Here is a 20,679-nt window from a genome sequence, read left to right as displayed (position 1 = left end):
CTCACAGCTCACCCAGAACAAAGCACTTAGCAAAAGCACCTAGCACAAAGCCGCGTGAAGAGTTGTAGCAGAACCGTCTGTAAGACTTGCCACCTGGTCGATTGCAACACGAAGACGCTCATCATCGTTAGTGCACTCGTTCCAATCTCCCACGAATACTTCCTCCATTGCATCGTGCGAGCGCGGCGACTTGCTCATAAATACTTCTACTAAATCTGTCAAAATTTTCTGTTCGCGCTTATAAACTTCACGCTCGCGAGGAGCGATTATAAAGTGCACAGCTAAGCTTTTCAGCATCACAATTTCGTAGGAAGTATTTTCCGGAATCACAAGGTTTGCGCGGTAGCGAACAAGCGGACCGTTGCCATAACGCTCACGCGTAGCGTGCTCAACAGAGCTTGCAAAACGACCAATAAGAGCACTAGTAATATTTTTCAACTGCGCTAGCGCTCGACGAGAACCGTCGAAAGAATTAGGAAACATGTGAAGCGAGCGCAAACGTTTCAAAGCATCCAAAAGTTTATCTACATCCCAACGTTCACCATACCATGCATGGGTTTCTTCAATAACTTCATCTACAACTTTTGAATCCGCAACTAAAGCAGGGTTAAAAGCGCCAGTTACAATCGCATCCTCAATATCGTGCACACTGTAAGCAATGTCGTCTGAAAGATCCATTATTTGACATTCCATTGGTTTTGCTTCGCGTGGAGCACCAATTTTCAGCCATTCAAACACATCTCGATCATCCGGATACACACAGAATTTCAAATCACGCTCGCCTTTATCGTGCGCTTTTGCTTCTTCTAATCCCCACGGATACTTCACTGCAGCATCTAATGCTGCGCGCGTAAGATTTACTCCTGCACTTCTACCGTTTTCGCGAAAAACTTTCGGTTCTAAGCGCGTAAGTAAGCGAAGAGTTTGTGCGTTTCCTTCAAATCCACCAATATTTTTCGCTAATTCTGCGAGCGCGCGTTCTCCGTTATGGCCAAATGGTGGGTGCCCTAAGTCGTGCGATAAGCAAGCGCAATCAACAACATCCGGATCGCATCCAAGCATTGCTGCAATTTGCCTACCAATTTGCGCAACTTCCAAAGTATGTGTCAAGCGAGTTCGAGCAAAATCATCCGAACCCGCAACTAAAACCTGGCTTTTTGCACCCAATCGACGTAGCGCAGATGAGTGTATGATTCGCGCACGATCTCGTTCAAAAGGCGTTCTCACACGAGTGTGATGAGGCTCACTCGCCCAGCGCTCAGTATCATGCAAATCGTATTCGCCAACGATCTCATTATCCGATGCAATTACTTCGTTGCACATACAGCACCTCTTTTATTTGCAATTAAGGCTAATTTAACCTTCTAAAAAACCAAGCAGCAACAAGCTATATAAGACTTTTTGCGTCCAATTTTGCAATATCGCTAGAAGATAGCACTTCGTAAGCATTGCGGTAAAGCCGCGGCACGCGAGGTCCGATTCCAGTCATGATTTCGTAGCTGATTGTTCCTGCAGCTTCTGCCCAATCGTCGGCAGTAGGCTCAGCAAATTCCACACCTCTTCCAGGACCAAAAAGCGTTACAGTATCGCCTTCTCGGACGCCTAACTCTGCAGCATCGCCTTTTAAATCAACTATGAACTGATCCATGCAAACTCGCCCTGAAACATTCAAAATTCGCGCACCTTTATTGGTTTCTACTCTAACCGGTCCGCCCTGCTTATCAACATGACGCGCACCTTGCATATCAAATCCGGAAGCAGATCGCAAAATTCCGTCAGCGTAACCAAGCGGCACAATAGCAGTACTCGTATTATTTGGAGTTAAATACGTGCGCCCGTAGGAAATTCCATGCCCTTCTTCTACAGCTTTTACAGTGCCAAGTTGCGCTTGAAGCGTCATAGCTGGTTGCAATCCATAAGTTTGAGAATCCCCCATTGCAGGATCCGGCTCGTATCCATACAAACCAATTCCTGGTCTAACAAGCTCAAAACGAATTTCTGGACGATTAAGCGTTGCAGCAGTATTCGCTAAATGGCGGATTTTAGGTGCCACAGATGCTTCTTTCATGCGATTTGTAAACTCGTGGAATTGTTGGATTTGCCGGTCGGTTGCATCTACAAATTCTGGAACATCAGGAGAATCTGCCACAGCTAAGTGACTCCATTGGCCAATAACCTCAATTACGCCTTCACTAGAGTATTGTTGCAATTTTTCTAGAGCGGCACTAAAACCTTCTGGCGTAAAACCGTTTCGTCCAAAACCAGTATCGACTTTTACGTGCACGCGAGCAGGTTTACCTAACTTTCGTGCAGCAAAAGCTACAGCATCAAGAGAGTCAACAGAGCCTACTGAAATATCGATATCTGCTGTAATCAGATCTGCAAATCTCGTAGTTGGAGCGCTAGTAAGCCAAGTGAGAATATGGCAACGGCTAGAATCAATACCAGCTGCACGCAAACGCAACGCTTCGTACGGTTGAGCTGTGCCAAGCCAAGTAGCACCTCCAGCCAAAGCCGCGAGCGCACTAGGAACAAGCCCGTGACCGTATCCGTCTGCTTTTACGACTCCCATAACTTCCGGCGCATTCTGACTAGGCTGCAAATCTTGCGAAACGCGCTCAACCAAAGTACGCATATTGTCTCGAAGCGCCTTCAAATCGACAATTACTTGCCCAGGGTATACGCTTAACGTGCGAGCATAGTTTGCTTCTAACATTGCCGCATTACGTGCACTATTACTTGCCGCATTACTTAAATCTGTACTCATAACTCACCTAACTGATTTAGTATGCTTTAATGCTACATGCTCTTTTGCATACTCTCCATAAGCTTTTTAAGAACACATGCGCATTTCATATGACATGATTAAGTGTTTGCACCCATTGGTATGCAATACGTACTGCACTGTGCGCACGATCTGGAATAACGACCAATCCACAACGACTAAACCCTGCACGCGTAATTACTTTTTGCATAATCACGTTATCTGGATGCGTATCAATGCGTACATTATTATAGTTTTGCTGCACCCAATGCAAGCACGCTGTTGCCATTTTTGGTTTTATTCCCGAAGATGCTAAGCGGTGAATTGTTACATAAGGGGAAATATCATCAAGCCATGCACCGTCAATACTGGCATACACTTCATCAACACCTTCGCATAATGCGAATTGCGCTAAAATACGCTCGTTATGCGATTCTGGATCCTCGTCAACAATCAAATAGAAACGTTTTAAACGAATATCCTCAATAACACTTGAAACAAGTGGAAAACTATTCCCCCACTGATGAGGATTGCCTGTAACACGCATAAATTTGCGAGCATTTTCATAAATATGCTCAATATTTCGCAAGTCACCAAGAGTTGCTTTTCTCAATGTTATATCTTCCATGCCAACCTCTAAAAGAAACCAAATAAAATCACGCAAAATTAGCTAATTATTACTTACACAAGTTTGCGCTCAAAAGGATCCGAACTAATTCCCTTCGCTAGAATATCTTTACACCATTGACTAGCACCAAATAAACTGTGGTCTCTATAGTTGCCGCAAGATTCAATAGTTGTTGCAGGAACATCATCCCAGGTGGCATTAAACGCAATAAACTCAAGAGATTCCTTTAAAGCGCGCGCCACATCTTCTGTGCTGTGTTCGCCCCAAGTTAGCAGATGAAAACCAGTTCTGCAGCCAAAAGGCGAGCAATCAATATAGCCATCAATACGCTCACGAAGTAACACTGCAATCATATGCTCAATTGTGTGCAAAGCTGCAGTAGGAATCGCTTCCTCATTAGGCTGCGTTAAACGAATATCATAGTTGGAAATAACATCCCCATTAGGACCTTTTTGCGTATTGATATAGCGCACATAAGGTGCTTTTACTTTAGTATGATCTAGTTCAAAACTTTCTGGTCTAGGTCTAGACGCATCCTGCTTATTCATAAGTATTCCCTTCACTTAACTACACAATAAACAACGTACTCTTTAACGTAGTGAGTACTTCTATAGTAGACGGTAGTTGCCTAATTAGTTGAAAGATTTATTAGTAGAAAGATTTATTTACATGATTGCTGCGTTTACAAGAGCACGAGTGTAGTCATTTTGTGGATTATTGAGCACATCATTTACACTGCCACATTCCACAACTTTTCCTTCATTAAGAACAATAACTCGCGTTGCTAAATGCCGGATCATACCCAAATCATGACTTACAAATATGCATGACATGCTTTTACGCTCGGAGCGAATGGATGCAAAAGCGTCTAAAATGCGAGTTCTTTCCGCAACATCAATTGCACTCATAGGCTCGTCAGCAAGCAAAACTCGAGGATTATTGATTAATGCGCGAGCAATACAAACACATTGCGCTTGACCGCCAGAAAGCTCGTGAGGATGACGTTCCAAAAAATCTTCAGGTTTTAAGCCTACTAATTTCAGCATTTCACAAACACGCTGCTCAATAGTTGCATCGTCTAATTTAAGCGATTTTTGCCATATTCTAAGAGGCTCAGCAACACTTTTTTGAACTGTCCAGCGTGGATCCAATGCGGCAAACGGATGCTGAAATACAAGCGACGATTCGCGTCTCATAAGCGTACAAGCATTTTTATTTACTTCTAATAAATTGGCATTATTTACAATTTCACCGCAATAAGTAACGTTTCCTTCGCAAAGAGTTTCAAGCCCCAACATAGCGCGTATAAGAGTTGTTTTGCCGGAACCAGATCCGCCAATAATCGCCAAAGATTCGCCGATATTAAGATTTAAATCTACGCCTCTTAACACTTCAGCACGAGTTTTTGCGCGACCTAAAATAACGTGAATATTTTTTGCATTTATAAGCGAATTTTCTTCACTATTGCCAATACGGGAATTAAATTTCTTAGAATCAACGTTTGCAGAACCAGTATTTGCAAAATCAACATTTGCAGAACCCACTTTTACAGAATCTAAATTTTTAGAACCTAAATTTTGCGCTCTAAAAGTCAACTTTTTAGCAGCACTCACTAATTGTTTAGTAGAAGAAATACGCGGATTATCAAGCAAATTCTTAATATTTTCACTATCGACCACACGCCCAGAATCAAGCACATAGCAACGATTAGCAGCATGCGAAAGCACAGAAAAATCGTGCGTTACAAAAAGCATTGAAGCGCCCATATCATCTACAAGTGAAGCAAGCATTCGCACAACTTCACTTTGTGTAACCGAGTCAAGCGCGGTAGTAGGCTCATCAGCCAAAATCAAACGCGGAGAAGTAATCAAAGCTGTAGCAATACCAACTCGCTGCTGTTGACCTCCAGAAAGCTCAAACGTGCGTTTAGATGCGAGATTTTTCGACAACCCTACTTTTTCAAGCATCATGCATACTCGATTGTGAATATCGTCATCATCTAGATTGTAATGTATTCGCAAAGGCAAAGAAATTTGTTTTTCAACGCTTAACATTGGATTAAGCGCTCTATTAGCCTGCTGAAATACTACACCAACGTATTTTCCGCGAATAGAAGCTAAATTTTCATCTTTTGCTTTCACTGTTTGAAAATTGCCAAGCATACAAGAGCCTGAAATTTCAGCATTTGACGGCAATAATCCAGTTATAGCTCGAATTAGCATAGATTTGCCAGAGCCAGAGGAACCAACTAAGCCAACACGCTCACCGTCAGAAATCTCAATTGATACGTTGTCAAGAATTAGTTTTCCGCCAAGTTTTAGCGTGAGATTTTGAATATTTAAGCTCATTTTTCCCCTACTTTATTCGTACTTTTTGATGAAGGATCTAAAACTTTGCGCAATACGTCACCAAAAAGATTAAGAGCAACAACAACCACAGTCACAATCAAACCCGGCCAGACAACCGATAAAGGATTTACGTGAATTAACGAAACAGAAGTAGCCAACACGCGCCCCCAGCTAGGAACTCCAGAAGGAACACCAATACCCAAGTATGTTAAGCCACTTTCAGCCAAAATAACAGTTCCTGCAGAAAGAGAAAGCTCAACAAAAGCAACAGGAATAATATTTGGTAAAACATGATGAATAAGAACATATTTACGCGAGGAACCTTGCAAAACAGCTGAAGTCACATAATCAGATTGCAACGCAAGCTGCGCACTAGGTCGTACAATACGTGCTAAATTCAAGCCATAGCCAGTTCCACAAGCAATAACAATCACAACAACACTAGCTCCAAACGGAACTGCAAGTATAAGCGCAATTAAAACAGTTGGAATAGAAATCAATGCGTCAACAGACATAATGCTTATTGTGCGAACAATTTGTGAACTAGAAATCATAAAGCTCAAAACAATAAACCCAATACAAGTAGCAACTAGAACAGTAGAAAAAACGAGAATCAGCTCAATTCTTGAACCTGCCATAAGCCAACTAAGCATATCTGAACCAGTGCCGTCCGTGCCAAGCCAATGCGAAAAAGACGGCTTCTGCCATACTTTAAAACCATTAGTTTCTAAAAGTGAGTACGGAGTCCATAAAAGCGAAAGCAAAGCAACAAAAAACCATATTGCAAACGTTAAACACACAAATTTACCGAAAGTAGCATTCCATATGCGCTTAAACAAAGTAGATTTTACTTTGATACTTTTTTTAGACATATTGCACATAAAAACTCACCTTATTCGCATGTTAGATTCAACAATAGGAAATTAATTCAAACTATCTTTAGATAACCTAGGGTCAAGTAGTCGGTGGGTAATGTCAACTACAAAGCCGATTAGTAAGAACAGCGCAGCAAGCATAAAAAGCTCACCTTGCACTGCAATTAGATCGCGCAAACCAACATCTCGAACCATTCCCGTACCAATACCAGGTAAGGAAAACAGGTTTTCAATAACCATCACGCCCATAACCATATGAGCGAAAGTTAAACCAATAACAGATACAAGTTGAGGAAGAGCAAGTCGCAAACCAACACGCCACACAACTTGTTTGCGAGTCATTCCGCAAGCCATAGCTTGAGAAGCTACTTCACTTTTAACAATATTTTCAACAGTTGCAGCAGTGTAACGCATAAAACTAGAGCCAACAATAAGTCCTACTGTAAGAGCCGGAATAAGAAGAGACGCAAAAGCTTCAGGAAATTCGCTCCAGCCATCTGTAGGGAAACCTTGAGTTGGCAACAAACTGAACACACCAATACCGCGTCCTAATAGCAAAATAAGTAGCATGCAACCCCATAATGCTGGAACAGAGCCTGCTGTAATAGCCAAAAAGCGCATAATTGCCTGTGAAAGTTTGCCTTCATGAGTAATTTGCAAACATCCAAGTGAAATACCAACTACTAAAGCAATAAACAGACCCAAAAGAATCAGCGGAAAAGTAATAGAAGCACGCATCGCAATAGTTGAACTTACAGAACGACCAGTTAACATAGACACGCCAAAGTCACCGCGGAAAACACCACAAATCCAGTCAACATACTGCGTAAAAAGTGGTTTATTAATACCAAGTTCTGCTCTAAGCTCCTCTACTTTTCCGCTAGGAGCGTTTAAGCCGGCCATAACTTGCGCAACATCGCCCGGAAGTACACGTAACGATATGAAAATAACTACAGAAATACCAAGTAAAGCAAGAGTAAACAGCAATACTCTGTAGCAAATCATGCGAAACATAAAATGCCTCCTTTCTATGTTCTTCTAGTCGAAACGCACCACAAATACACAAATTCGGGCACTAGTGCAGTTTGCGCGCTGCGCGAGTGTCTCATTTTGCATGTTTTGGGACACTCGCGCAGATTACGCTCGCGCACTACGCTCTATGCGCGAAGGCAGGCCGTCAGCGCACACAAACCACAACCAAATTCCCAATGTGCCCACATGTGAGTCTTCCCTGCCTTCGTCAATCGAGACGAAGGCAGACCTCGCTTGCGCTGAAAGCACACTGTGCTTTCAACTTGAGCAAGCTCGGCGCTCCGAGTTGCCTTCGCGCGCTACGCTCTATGCGCGAAGGCAGGTCGTCGCGCACAGCTAACACAAAATCAGTTAAGTCGCAGGTTGTATAGCGGCAAAATCTCTTGATTCATGTCAAAAGGCATTCCTTCAAGATTCTTCATTTTCGCAGTTACAACGCGATAGTTAAACAGCCAATCAGCAGGAGCATCCTCGCTAATAATTCGCGCAGCTTTAGCAAGCAATTTATTTGACTCTTTAGGATCCGCACAAAGCATAGCTTTAGCATACAAATCCTGGACTTGCTTATTGTCGTAACCGTAGTAATACGTAGGATCCGCCCACTGCCCAAAATCGTGACTCTCATTGTGATCAACCATCGACAAATCATACTGCTTATTCTTATAAACATCTTGAAGCCAAGTAGTAAACTCAACAATATTAACTTTCAAATTGATTCCAATAGGCTTCAATTGCGAGCGCAGCTGATCGCCAATTTGCGTGCCGTAAATATTCGGATAAGTAAGCGTCAAATCCATAGGATGAGATTCGTCAAATCCGACTTCCTTCATTAACTCCTTAGCGCGCTGCAAATCATGAGGATACAGCTTAGTTAAATCCTCATAACCAGGGTCAAGAGAAGGAATTGGACCACCAAGAGCTAAATCCGTGCCGCCACGAGATGCAATAATTTGCTTGTGATCAATCGCGTAACGAATAGCTTTGCGCACGCGCTTATCCTTAGTACGTTCGCCTTTCATATTCATAGCTAGAACAAATTTATCTGTGCCATTACCTGCACTGACATCGTAACGCTTGGAATCATCTTTAAAAGGCTTAGCAAGTTGACCAGAAATAGGAGCTAATGCTTGCACAGAACCGGAAGAAAGTGCGTCAACCGCTGCGTTATCGTCAACAAAATAGCGAACTACTATCTTATTAGTTTGCGCACGATGAATACCTTTATAACGCGGATTTGCTTTTAAAACAACACGATCATTTGGCACAAATTTGTCAATTAGATACGGTCCAGAACCGACTGCTTGAGTTTTTGCATCATACTTTGCGCTTTTATCAAAAACTAAACCTGAACGACTGCAAAGTGCCCACAAAAGCTTAGCATTTGGCTCTTTAAGAGTGATTTCAAACGTGTAATCATCTTTTGCTTTAGCAGACTCAACTTTTCCAACCATGTTAGAGCCGCGATATTTTTTAGCAATAAGCTCGCTAAACGACCATTCTGCATCATGCGCAGTAAGCTTATTGCCGTTAGAAAATACAGCACCCTTACGCATGTGGAATGTGTAACGCAAACCATCTTTACTTACTTCCCAGCTTTGAGCTAACGAAGGAACTACCTGATTAGTAGCATTGCGAGCAACTAAGCCTTCATACACGTTACCAATAAGCAACTGGTCGAGTGAGGAACCTGATTGATTACGGATATCAAGATTCGTAGGAGCTAACTTTAGACCTATAGATATAGTTTTGTTCGAAATTTCCGATACTGAATTTGATTTATTTGGTTTATTAGATGTAGTAAGAGTTGCAAAAATTGCACTAAACACTACTACCAAAACAATAGCTAAGCTAAATAGCCAGATCTTGCCCATTTTGCGTTTCGAGCCTGAATAAGCATATTTTTCAGCTTCATTCAGCGAAGAGTCAGTGCTCGCAGCGAAAGAAGTGCTTTTATTAGTCTCATTGTTAGTTTTACCGGAGAATTTTTCAGTCGCGCCGTTTTCTTCGTGCACGCTTTCCTCAGGTTTGCTGTTAGCCATACCATAAACCTTTCTTAATGGCATATAAACATKATTTAKAGCAACGCAGTAGGAGTAAATATGAACACTCAAATAGAAGAAAACTATGAGACTAAAGATAACTCTTACTGCGTTACTCTAGAACATATTGGCGTGACTTTTAAAAATAACGCTAAAATATTGCGAGATATAAATCTAAATATTAAAAAAGGTGAATTTGTATCTCTAATCGGACGCTCAGGATGCGGAAAAACCACTCTTCTTAAAGTTATTTCAGGATTAATCAAACCTGATTCTGGAACAATAAACGTCACACAACATCAAGCAATAGGTTTCCAAGACGCAAGATTAATACCATGGATAACAGTAAGTAAGAACGTAGTTTTCGGAATGCAAGGAAACAAATCAGAACTAAAATCTATTGCAGAAAAAGCTCTTAACGATATGCAACTTAATAATTGCGGGTCAAAATGGCCATCAGAACTTTCAGGTGGTCAAGCACAACGAGTCTCATTAGCTAGAGCTTTAGTTCATAATCCTGAATTACTACTTTTAGACGAGCCTTTCGGCGCATTAGATGCTTTAACTCGTTTAGACATGCAAGATTTGCTTGATAATCTAAGACAGAAACATGGCTGGACCACAATAATGGTCACGCATGATATTTCTGAAGCAGTAAGACTTTCTGACAGAATTCTTATGATTAAAGACGGAATCATTGAGAAAAACTGGAATATTGATCGAAGCCAACTTGATGCACAAAAGCGTCCAAATAATCACGTTGAAATAGAAGACGAGCTTAGAGAAGCGTTACAGTAAGAACGCGAAAAAAAAATAATTGATAAAGGCGACTGCAAAATAGCGGCCGCCTTTATTTATAAAATAAACACAAGAAAATTTACCAAGCGACGTCATCAAGAAGCTGACGCACCCAGGAGAGTATTTCATGCTCATTCATTGAACCAGACCCGAGTGAAGATTCAAAAGGAGCTGGAACAATAAGCATATGAGTAAGAGGACGATACTGCAATCCTCTATAAATACGCTTCAAACGCATCATCACAGACTCTTTTGGATCGACGCCAACAACTCGCACTGATTTTCCTTGAGAGCTGATTTGCGTAATACCAATCTCGCGTGCTTTAAAACGCAAACGAGCAACATCACACAAAGACTCAAATTCTTCAGGCGGATTACCAAAGCGATCAAGAAGCTCATCGTGAAGTTCTCGCAAATCACTATTATCCTTAGCAGCAGCAAGCTTCCGGTACGCTTCCAAACGAAGCTTGTCAGAAGCAATATAATCAACTGGAAGAGAAGCCTCAACAGGAAGATCAATAGTTACACAAACAGGCTCAACTCTTTCAGGTTCCTTATATTTTTCAACAGCTTCAGAAACCATACGAACATACAAATCAAATCCAACACCCTCAATGTGGCCACTTTGCTCATCTCCAAGCAAATTTCCAGTTCCGCGCAATTCCAAATCTTTCATCGCAACATCAAAACCAGAACCAAGTGCAGTATGCTGAGCAATTGTTGAGAGTCTATCGTGAGATTGTTGCGTCATAGGCTTTGAAGGATCATACAAGAAGTAAGCGTAAGCACGCTCATGACCTCTACCTACTCGACCGCGCAACTGATGCAACTGGCTTAAACCGAATCTATCTGCGTGGTCGACAATAAGTGTATTCGCATTAGAAATATCAAGACCTGTTTCAATAATCGTTGTACAAACAAGCACATCAATATCTCTATGCCAAAAATCACGAATAACAGCATCGAGCTGCTTCTCGCCCATTTTTCCATGAGCAATAGCAACACGGACATCTGGCACAAGCTCCTGAATCTTACTTGCAACAGAACTAATATCTTCAACACGATTATGGACGTAAAAAACTTGACCCCCACGCAACAATTCGCGCTTAATGCATGCAGCAACTTGAGAATTATCATACGCACCAACGTATGTAAGCACTGGAAGCCTATCTTCTGGAGGAGTTGCGAGAGTAGACATTTCACGGATACCAGTTACAGCCATTTCAAGAGTTCTAGGAATTGGCGTTGCCGAAAGACTTAATACGTCAACGTTTGTGCGCAAAGCTTTGAGCGTTTCCTTATGTTCCACACCAAAACGCTGCTCTTCGTCAATAATAACCAAACCTAAATCTTTGAACTTTATACTAGGATTCAAAAGCTTATGCGTTCCAATAACAACGTCAATGCTCCCATCTTGCAATCCAGCTAAAGTTTCTTCAATCTCTTTAGAAGTTTGGAATCTACTCATTGCAGCAACTTTTACAGGAAAGCCTTCAAATCGATTTGTAAAAGTCTCGTAATGCTGTTGAACAAGCAAAGTCGTTGGAACTAAAACAACAACTTGCTTAGAATCTTGCACAGCTTTGAAAGCTGCACGTAACGCAATTTCAGTTTTACCAAAACCAACATCTCCACAAATTAAGCGATCCATTGGTATTGGCTTTTCCATATCCGCTTTTACTTCGTCAATAGTTGTAAGCTGATCAGCGGTTTCTTGATAAGGAAATGCGTCTTCCAACTCTTTTTGCCAAGGAGTATCTTTACTAAATGCAAATCCGCGAGATTGCTGCCTTGCTGAATAAAGTTTAATAAGATTTTCAGCAATTTCATGAACATGCTTTTTAGCTTTTGCTTTAGTTTGAGCCCAGTCGGAACCGCCGAGCTTGTTAAGCTTTGGTATTTCGGCACCAATATATTTACTAACTAAATCAAGCTGATCTGTTGGAATAAACAGCTTATCGTTAGGAGCATTACGTTTGCTAGGAGCATATTCAATTACTAAATATTCGCGAGTTGCACTACCACCCGAAACAGCAATATTACGTTGTTTCATCCCAACAAAACGTCCAATACCATGCTGTTCGTGCACAACGAAATCACCAGGTTTTAATTCCATTAGGTCGATTGCTTTGCGCCTGCGTTTTGGAGTTTTTAGTTGAGCTGATGCAGAAGATTTACCTGTCAGATCACGCTCTGTAAGAAACGCGATACGCGCAGCATTATCAATGAAGCCATCCGAAATACTTGAGCACACTGTAGTAAATTCATGTACACCAGTCGCATATATAGCGCGTCTCAAGCGTGCAAGAGTACCAGAAGCCGCAGCTGTAATAGTTACAGCAAAACCATTGTCGACAAGAGAAGCGATACCACCAGAAACTTTCGATTCATCTCCTCGAAACTCTTGTGGCGCCGATGCTGGCAACGCAATATTTCCATAAATTTGATTGTCAACACCAAAAGATGTTAATTTCCATACGTCATGATTAGACAATTCTAACGATGAAATCGTTTCATCAAAATCCAAGAAATTAGCTTGATCGAATGTTATTGGAGCTCCAGAACCGTGTCCAGAAGCAGCAACATGCCAACTAGCCGCTAAGAATTCGTTAGCTGTAGCAGTTACGTCATCTGCAGCTCTACGGCATTTTTCGGGATCAGATAGAATAATAACAGATTCCTTTGGAAGCATATTTTGCACTGATTCCATGCGATCCACTAGTGCAGGCAACAAGGACTCCATACCTTCTACAGGTATAGAATTTGCGATTGATTCAAGCATATCGTCAGCATTTGGAATTGCACCAATAAGAGAACGCGCGCGCTTGCAAATTTTTTCTGTAATCTGAAGCTCACGACAAGGCGTAGCCCAAATACTTGCAATATTATTGCCATAAGTACGCTGATCAGAAGCATGAAATTGCTTTATAGTATCAATTTCATCACCAAAAAATTCAATTCTCACAGGATGCGTCATCGTTGGCGCAAAAACGTCAATAATTCCACCACGAACAGCAAACTCTCCACGTTCCATCACCAAATCAACACGAGTATATGCGTTTTCTACCAAACGTTTCACAGCATATTCAAGAGTTAATTCTTTTCCGCACTCAAATAACAGAGGATCTATATCACCAATGCCTTCAACTACAGGCTGAATAAGCGATCGCACAGGCATAACCAACACGCGAATCGGACCAAAAAGTGATGTGTTATTTTCAGGATGACAAAGCCTACGAAACACTGCAATCCTGCTAGCAACAGTATCTGCCCTAGGCGAAAGCCTTTCATGAGGTAACGTTTCCCAAGCTTCTAATTTAGCAACGTCTTGAGCATCACCATCGTACCAATCACGCACAGACGCAATAAAATCTTCAGCATCTCTACTCGATGGAACAATAACAACAACTGGCTTTTTCTTAGCTAATGCAGCAACAATAGCAGAACGAATTCCAATAGGAGAAGAAATTGTTAAATCTTCACTTATTGAATCTAAATCTTTACGATTTTTATTTGCACTTTCGCAACAATAATCAGATATCGCATCAAGATCATATTCAGATAAAGCTTTAAAAAGTGAGTCCTTAGTTGATAAATCATTAAGAATATCTCTCAAGCTTATTACTGAAATATCATCAGTATTATCATTCTTGTCGTTTCTGATATTAGACCTGCTATCAGCGGCCATTAAACTTCTCCTGCGTTGCTGCTAATCCATGGAAAATAATACTCTCTGCAGCATCAGCACCATCTGCTAAAAAGTTTGGAAGATCAGATTTTTGAGCTGCAGCAAAACCTCCAAGAACCCAATTGACGGTATTATCGTGCGCGTGAGCACCACGCTGCGCATGACCAACACCCATTCTCACTCGAGAATATTGAGGAGTACCAAGAGAGCGATCGATAGAACGAATACCGTTATGTCCTCCCGCAGAGCCTCCTGCTTTTACTTTAATGCGCCCAAAATCTAAATCCATATCATCGTGAATTATCACAATATGATCTGGTTCTATTTGATAATAGGAGCTTATAGAAGATACTGCAGCACCAGAATCATTCATAAAAGTCAACGGTTTGGCAAGGAAAAACTTTGCTACGCGACCATCAAGATTCATAACACCTTTGCCAAGTTTAGCTAAACCTTTGTGATCCGAAAGAGATACTGACCAACGTTGTGCCAAAACGTCTGCAACCATAAAACCCATGTTGTGTCGAGTACCCTCATATTTTGTACCAGGATTTCCCAAGCCAGCAATAAGCCAAAAATCCGATGTCATGGCAGACCACTCCCCATTCAAATATTTAGCAAAACAACAAAACGGGCGCATCGATTGTAGATGAACGTAAAATCACAACTACTCGATACGCCCTTATATACTTCAGCCTATTCTATCAAGACTCAAGTCATTATGTTATTTATTTCAAAAATTCGTCAGTAGACAATTCTTTTGCTTGCGGAGTTTTATGAGTTACTTTGCCTTTAGAATCAGTGTAAGCACCTTCCTTACTTAAGAAGTTAAAGTAAGCTTGAGCGCCTTTAACATCAGTGGTTCCGAACACAAATTTTCCGCTTTTAATATCCGCGCGATTGCCCCAATATTGACCGTCAACAATCATCTTCATGCTACGCTTAACAAACTTTATGTCGAGATTAGCATCTTTTGCTTCTTTCACAAGAATTTCAGAAGCCTCATCAGGATGTTCATAAGCATATTCATATCCGCGCTTTGCAGCTTTAACAAATGCTCGAACAAGCTTAGGGTCTTTAGCTACAGTACGCTTATTTGCAATTATTCCAATAGTATCTGGCTGACCTGGCACACCGTAGTCGCCCTCCATGAAGCAGCGAAGCTTTGGTCCAAACATTTCAGACTGTACACCTTCCCAAGTGCCGTAGAAGCCACCAAAATCAGCTTTACCAGATTCAAGAGTTCTAAAAGTTGAAGTTCCAACAGTAACTTTGTCGAACTTACCTTGACCGCCATCGTGTTGAATCATCCTACGAATTACAGCATCACCTTCAGCTGAACCAAAAGTTGCAAAAGTACGACCATCAAAATCTTTTGGAGAATGAATCTTATTGTTCGAAGCAAGTGAACACCAAATAGCACTTGGCTTTTGCTGAACTTGCATAACTTGCTCAAGATTTGCTCCCTTTGTTGAAAAATCAGCAGCATTCGTCAAAGTACTAAGAGCAAAATCAGCAACACCACTATCAACTGCGTGTTCCGAACCAGTCTGAGCAACAGCAAGTATATTGACATCTAATCCGGCATCTTTAAACCATCCTTTATGCTTAGCAACATAAATACCAATATGATTAGTATCCGGTGCCCAAAATAGCATAAACGACACTTTACGAAGATTTGCATTCTTACTACTACTTGCAGATCCACATGCCGAGAAAGAAAATACGCAGCACGCAGAAAGAATAAACGCAAGAGTACGCTTTACAATACGCATATTCATGAGTTCCCTACTTTGTTTCTTGTACCGTTCTTCTGGGAAAGTGACACGAACTCGGCAGAAAACGGTAACAAAGGGCCTAGCCCGCGCCGTTCAATGCCCCTGAGCAGATTCAATCTGCTACAGTTTGCCACACATTGACTCACGAAACATTTAGATTATGCATGATTAAATAGACAAATAAAAAATCTCGTACACTATTAAACTCACAGAAGTTGTGCGCTTCTAATAGAATGTACGTGCTATTTGTAGTTTTAAATAATTCGATTGGGGCAGCAATCGAAGTCATTTAAAGAAAGGAATCGAGTTTTCATGACGCAATCGCGTTTTAAACGTATGCTAATTAAATATCTGCCAACTGTATTTTCTGTAATAGTTTTACTTGTTTTTTGGCAGTATGCATGCGAATATTATAAAATTTCGGAAAATTTGATTCCAACACCATCTTCAATTGTTCAATCAACAGCTGACGCTTTGCCAACTCTATTACCTGCAGCATTAATTACAACACAAGAAACAGTTATCGGTTTTTCTATTGCAATAGTAGTTGGAATTCTTTTAGGTGTTATTTTCCATATTTGTAAGCTTGTTAAATCTGCTTTATTCCCGCTTTTATGCGCAGCGCAAACTATGCCATTAATTTCTATTGCGCCAATTTTTTTGATTTGGTTTGGTTTTGAAATATCGGGGAAAATTGTAATAGTAATGGTTTTCAGCATGTTCCCTATTGCTGTGCAAACTATACGAGGTCTTGACGCCGTTCCAAGTTTTTATACAGATGTTGCTTTAACTTGTGGAGCAAATAGAACTTGGACTTTGTGGCATGTTAAATTAAGGGTTGCAGCTCGCCAAATTTTTGGTGGCATACGCATTAGTGCAGCTTATGTTTTTGGAACTGCTTCAACTGCAGAATATTTGGGAGCCAAAGATGGGCTAGGAATTTGGCTTCAATTCGCTTATAACTCATTTAGAACACCACTTATTTTTTCTGCAACAATAGTAATAATAATTCTTACTGCGCTTCTTATGTGCATTGTTAACGTTTGTGAAAGAATTATGATTGGTTCAGCAGACGAAGATGATGATCCAGATAACCAATTGTGAATTGCATTAAAACAGCACATGTGAGTTACAAAAGTGACGAAAATAACGCAACATTCGCTACTTTTGTAACTCACAAACTGAGATATTAATGAAAACTTACTACTTACCTGATTCTTCTTTCATTGCTTCATTAATAGCATCGCTCAGCTCTTTTTGCGCCTTTCCGTAAGCTTCCCAGTTTCCGGATCGCATAGCAGAATCAGAATCTTTTAACGCTTGAGCTGCACGTTTAAGTGCTTCTTTAGCTTTTTGGCTCATAGAATGAGATTTTTCTGAATTCTTAGACTCACTTTCCTTAGAGCTACCTTCTTTAGAATCAGCATCCTTAGATTCATTACTTTCAGCAGCATTGTTTGAAGAAGAATTATTAGAAGCATCACCAGCCAAAGCACCCGAGTTTCCGCCAAATACTTGATTAAGTGCTTCATCTAACGTATCTGCAAATCCAACTTGATCTCCAAACGCAACTAACACCTTCTTAAGCAAAGGATAGCTAGTAGAACCGCTAGATTGCACATAAACAGGCTCTACATAAACCAGTCCTCCACCAAGAGGTAATGTAATCAAATTGCCACGTTTAACTTTAGTAGAACCGGATTCAAGCAAATTCAATTCTTTAGAAACATTTGCATTAGCGTTGAAATTATTCTGAGCTTGACCAGGTCCTGGAACATTAGATATCTTAGGTAATTCTTGCAAACGAATCTTACCGTAATTTGGACCAATCTTGCCAGGAGTATCCCCCGCATCTGAATCAACAGACAAGAAACCAGTTAATATTTCACGAGTACTTTTACCTGCTGGAATATAAGTAGAAACAAGCGAAAATACTGGTTTCTTTGCGTCTCCAGTTTGCAAAGTCAAATAGTATGGAGGTTGCAAAATATCTTCTTTTTGTGCTTTTTGAGATTCAGTTGGATCAACAGGAATCTGCCAGAAGTCTTCTCCAGAGAAGAATTGACTTGCTGTATCCACATGGTACTTTGCTAATAAGTGACGTTGAACTTTAAACAAGCTTTCTGGGTAACGCAAATGCTTCATCAAATCACCAGAAATCTTAGAAATGTCATGATAGTGACCTGGGAAAATTGATCTCCAAGCTTTGATTACAGGATCTTTCGTATCCCACACATACAAATCAACAGAACCATCATAAGCGTCAACTGTAGCTTTCACAGAATTACGGATGTAGTTTGCTCGCTGATTAGTCAATCCTTTAATAGAATGAGAAGTTGTTGTTGTGGAATCTTGAGTTACCTTACCAAAATCAGTCATCTGAGAATAAGGGTAAGAATCAGAAGTAGTATAGCCATCAACAATCCACTTAACGCGACCATCTACTACTGCAGGATAAACTCGACCATCCAAAGTTAAGTAAGGAGCAACCTTAGACACGCGTGTCTTAGGATCACGATCATACAAAATTTGAGATTCAGAAGTCACACGATCAGAGAAAAGAATCTGATCAGACCCAAACCTAATTGCATGCAAAAGTTTAGAGAAGAAATTGCCTAAACTTGGACCACCATTGCCATTAAAAGTAGTTAATGCACCTTGAGAACCAGTCGGATAATCAAACTCCCATGGAGCTGTCCCCTTTGGAGATCCAACGATAGAATACTCAGGAGCATTCGGAGAGAAATAAATACGTGGTTCATACTTTTGTGACTTAGTAAGTTTGCCTTGAGCAGGAATACCGTACTCCATGAATTGCGGCTGACCATCTGTAGTTACTTTATTTCCGTAGGCTGCAACAATTCCGTAGCCATGCGTATAAACTGTATGATCATTAACCCAGTTTCGATTATCGTTTCCAGCTAAATCGAGTTCACGTGCAGCGATAACTGTATCTTGACTTACACCGTCAATATCGTATTTATCAACTGAAAGCGTATCTGCGAAAGTGTAGTATTGCTTCGATTGCTGCAATTGACGGAAAGTTGGAGACGTAACTTGTGGATCTAACAAACGAATTTGCGCAGTTGACTCTGCTTCTTTTGATAATGCACCTGATTTACCTTTAGAAGTAGCGTTATACGATTCTTTCTTTACATTATTTAGCCCATAAGCAAACTTTGTAGCATCGATATTACGCTGAATATAAGTAGCTTCCAATTCTTGAGCATTAGGAGCAACTTTAAATCGCTGCACAAGTGCCGGCCAGGCAAAAGATATAACAATTGAGCAAACAATCATAAAAGCTAAAGCAATAGTCGGAGTTTTCCAAGCTTTTACAGCAGTTTTAAAACGAACTGAAATTGGTGCTTCTACAGATAAAGCGTGAGATTTCATAAACCAAAATGCAATAACAGACCCAACTAACACTGTGATTACTGCCATAACTATGCTTCCAGGAACTCCAGCATTCATGTCAGTGTATGAACCGCCTGTAATTCTAGGGCCATCAAGCGTTACTAAAGCGAACATATCTAAAATCTGTTGAAGTGCCCACGTCAAAATCACAAGCATAAACCATATAGAGATTTGTCTACGTGCTCGTTTTGTAATGCTTAATATGCCTTTACCGTCGATAGGCATACTAAAACGAATTGCTCCCATAAGAAGATGCGTAATAATAGAGAAAACAAAGGATATTACCAATAAGAGCACAAATGCGCTTATAAATAACCTTAATCCTGGTAGTACGAATACATAAAACCCATTGTCAATTCCAAATTGCGGATCCTTAATGCCAAAAGGTTGGGCGTTAAACATTAACAAAATTTGCGCCCAATGATTGTAGAATTTAAATCCAAATACCGCGCCTACAATCAATGAAAAAATTCCTGCAACATGCAAAGCAAGCTTTGAACTAATTCCCTGCTTTAAATCAATAACATTGCCTTTAATTCGAATATAAGTTCCATCTGCATTGCTTGGACGCGCTTTTATTGCCAAAGCTGCAGACAAGTAGCCAAAAGCAGACATTAATATTGCATAAAGCACCCAAACGCCTACTTTTGCTGCAAGTTGAATCCAAATAACGCTTTCAAAGCCTAGCTGTGAATACCACATGCAATCAGTTATGAACCTTGCGAGAGCAAATATTGCAGCTATAGCAAGCACAACGATTAACACTACTATCGCAAGAATCCACCGCCATCTTCTTGAGCCGCCAATAAATTTACCTACATTAAACTCTAATCTCATAGAACGCTTATGCTCCTTATTTTCAGTGCTCTTATAATCGCTTTTATTGATATTATTACTTTCGCTATTTTTTGGAAAATCGCCTTTGTTCTCTAGTTTTTTCTTAGCTTCTAATAAATCACTAAAGAGATCACCAAGGTCACCATCATCACTATAATAGTCTGCCCAATCTTCTATTTTTTTTGTAAACTTTGAAAAAGTCTTACCTTTGTTTTCACTATTAGAATCGTCTTTAGCAACAACATCATCACTTTTATTATCTTCATCAATGCTTTCTACAATTACATCTTGCTCAATAGAATCAGTAGAATCGTTATCTTGTTGGCGCTTTTTCTTTCCGTCGCTTGTATAATCGGCACGCTTATGCGTCTTAGTATTTTTAGGTTTTTTAGCCATATACACGCCAAAAGCAGCCCATGCAACGCCAATAATTATTTCTATGATGAGTTTCAACATAAAGTTAATAGTACTATAT

At 40.5% G+C, this 20,679-nt stretch carries 14 protein-coding genes; 2 read left to right on the top strand and 12 right to left on the bottom strand.

Annotated elements, in window-relative coordinates; translation table 11 throughout:
- Positions 1 to 39: 39 nt before the first annotated feature.
- The 8 genes from A5294_RS00800 to A5294_RS00765 all read right to left on the bottom strand — a co-directional run bounded on the left by A5294_RS00800 (position 40) and on the right by A5294_RS00765 (position 9,686).
- Positions 40 to 1,323, bottom strand: coding sequence for a deoxyguanosinetriphosphate triphosphohydrolase (locus tag A5294_RS00800; RefSeq protein ID WP_004106024.1), 1,284 nt, complete (start codon positions 1,321 to 1,323; stop codon positions 40 to 42).
- 64 nt (positions 1,324 to 1,387) lie between these two features.
- Positions 1,388 to 2,767 (bottom strand): alanine racemase, encoded by a 1,380-nt coding sequence (gene alr / locus A5294_RS00795; protein WP_064340221.1) that lies wholly within the window; start codon positions 2,765 to 2,767, stop codon positions 1,388 to 1,390.
- Positions 2,768 to 2,852: 85 nt separating this feature from the next.
- Positions 2,853 to 3,392 (bottom strand): histone acetyltransferase, encoded by a 540-nt coding sequence (locus tag A5294_RS00790; RefSeq protein ID WP_032842431.1) that lies wholly within the window; start codon positions 3,390 to 3,392, stop codon positions 2,853 to 2,855.
- 53 nt (positions 3,393 to 3,445) lie between these two features.
- Positions 3,446 to 3,940 (bottom strand): S-ribosylhomocysteine lyase, encoded by a 495-nt coding sequence (locus A5294_RS00785; protein ID WP_004118906.1) that lies wholly within the window; start codon positions 3,938 to 3,940, stop codon positions 3,446 to 3,448.
- A gap of 117 nt (positions 3,941 to 4,057) precedes the next feature.
- Entirely contained in the window at positions 4,058 to 5,740 is a 1,683-nt protein-coding gene (locus A5294_RS00780) for an ABC transporter ATP-binding protein (protein ID WP_064340220.1), read from the bottom strand.
- On the bottom strand, positions 5,737 to 6,621 hold the full coding sequence (locus A5294_RS00775) for an ABC transporter permease (protein ID WP_004118899.1): 885 nt from the start codon (positions 6,619 to 6,621) through the stop codon (positions 5,737 to 5,739). The genes A5294_RS00780 and A5294_RS00775 overlap by 4 nt, the downstream gene beginning before the upstream one ends.
- Positions 6,622 to 6,663: 42 nt before the next feature.
- Positions 6,664 to 7,629, bottom strand: coding sequence for an ABC transporter permease (locus A5294_RS00770; RefSeq protein ID WP_064340219.1), 966 nt, complete (start codon positions 7,627 to 7,629; stop codon positions 6,664 to 6,666).
- Between the two features lie 365 nt (positions 7,630 to 7,994).
- Positions 7,995 to 9,686: an ABC transporter substrate-binding protein gene (locus tag A5294_RS00765; protein ID WP_064340218.1), complete on the bottom strand. Its 1,692-nt coding sequence runs from the start codon at positions 9,684 to 9,686 to the stop codon at positions 7,995 to 7,997.
- 60 nt (positions 9,687 to 9,746) lie between these two features.
- On the opposite strand from A5294_RS00765, the gene A5294_RS00760 reads away from it, so the two are divergent.
- Positions 9,747 to 10,484: an ABC transporter ATP-binding protein gene (locus A5294_RS00760; protein WP_064340217.1), complete on the top strand. Its 738-nt coding sequence runs from the start codon at positions 9,747 to 9,749 to the stop codon at positions 10,482 to 10,484.
- A gap of 79 nt (positions 10,485 to 10,563) precedes the next feature.
- Here A5294_RS00760 and mfd read toward each other — a convergent pair whose 3' ends face one another.
- The 3 genes from mfd to A5294_RS00745 form a co-directional block, all read right to left on the bottom strand.
- A complete protein-coding gene (mfd, locus tag A5294_RS00755) occupies positions 10,564 to 14,172 on the bottom strand; it encodes a transcription-repair coupling factor (protein ID WP_064340216.1) in 3,609 nt (1,202 codons plus the stop codon).
- Positions 14,162 to 14,761: an aminoacyl-tRNA hydrolase gene (gene pth, locus A5294_RS00750; RefSeq protein ID WP_064340215.1), complete on the bottom strand. Its 600-nt coding sequence runs from the start codon at positions 14,759 to 14,761 to the stop codon at positions 14,162 to 14,164. Before pth ends, mfd begins: the two co-directional genes overlap by 11 nt.
- Before the next feature lie 139 nt (positions 14,762 to 14,900).
- Positions 14,901 to 15,953, bottom strand: coding sequence for an ABC transporter substrate-binding protein (locus A5294_RS00745; protein WP_004106862.1), 1,053 nt, complete (start codon positions 15,951 to 15,953; stop codon positions 14,901 to 14,903).
- Between the two features lie 309 nt (positions 15,954 to 16,262).
- Between A5294_RS00745 and A5294_RS00740 the strand changes: the two genes are divergently transcribed.
- Positions 16,263 to 17,054, top strand: a complete 792-nt coding sequence (locus tag A5294_RS00740) for an ABC transporter permease (RefSeq protein ID WP_064340214.1) — start codon at positions 16,263 to 16,265, stop codon at positions 17,052 to 17,054.
- Between the two features lie 99 nt (positions 17,055 to 17,153).
- On the opposite strand, the gene A5294_RS00735 is transcribed toward A5294_RS00740, so the two are convergent.
- Complete coding sequence (locus A5294_RS00735; protein ID WP_064340213.1) at positions 17,154 to 20,660, bottom strand: UPF0182 family protein; 3,507 nt, start codon at positions 20,658 to 20,660, stop codon at positions 17,154 to 17,156.
- Between the last annotated feature and the right edge of the window lie 19 nt (positions 20,661 to 20,679).

Origin of the sequence: Gardnerella sp. 30-4 (genome assembly GCF_001641215.1) — a bacterium.
Taxonomy (GTDB): domain Bacteria; phylum Actinomycetota; class Actinomycetes; order Actinomycetales; family Bifidobacteriaceae; genus Bifidobacterium; species Bifidobacterium leopoldii.
Note: the sequence above shows the minus strand (reverse complement) of the source record. Positions and strands in the feature narration are given on the sequence as shown.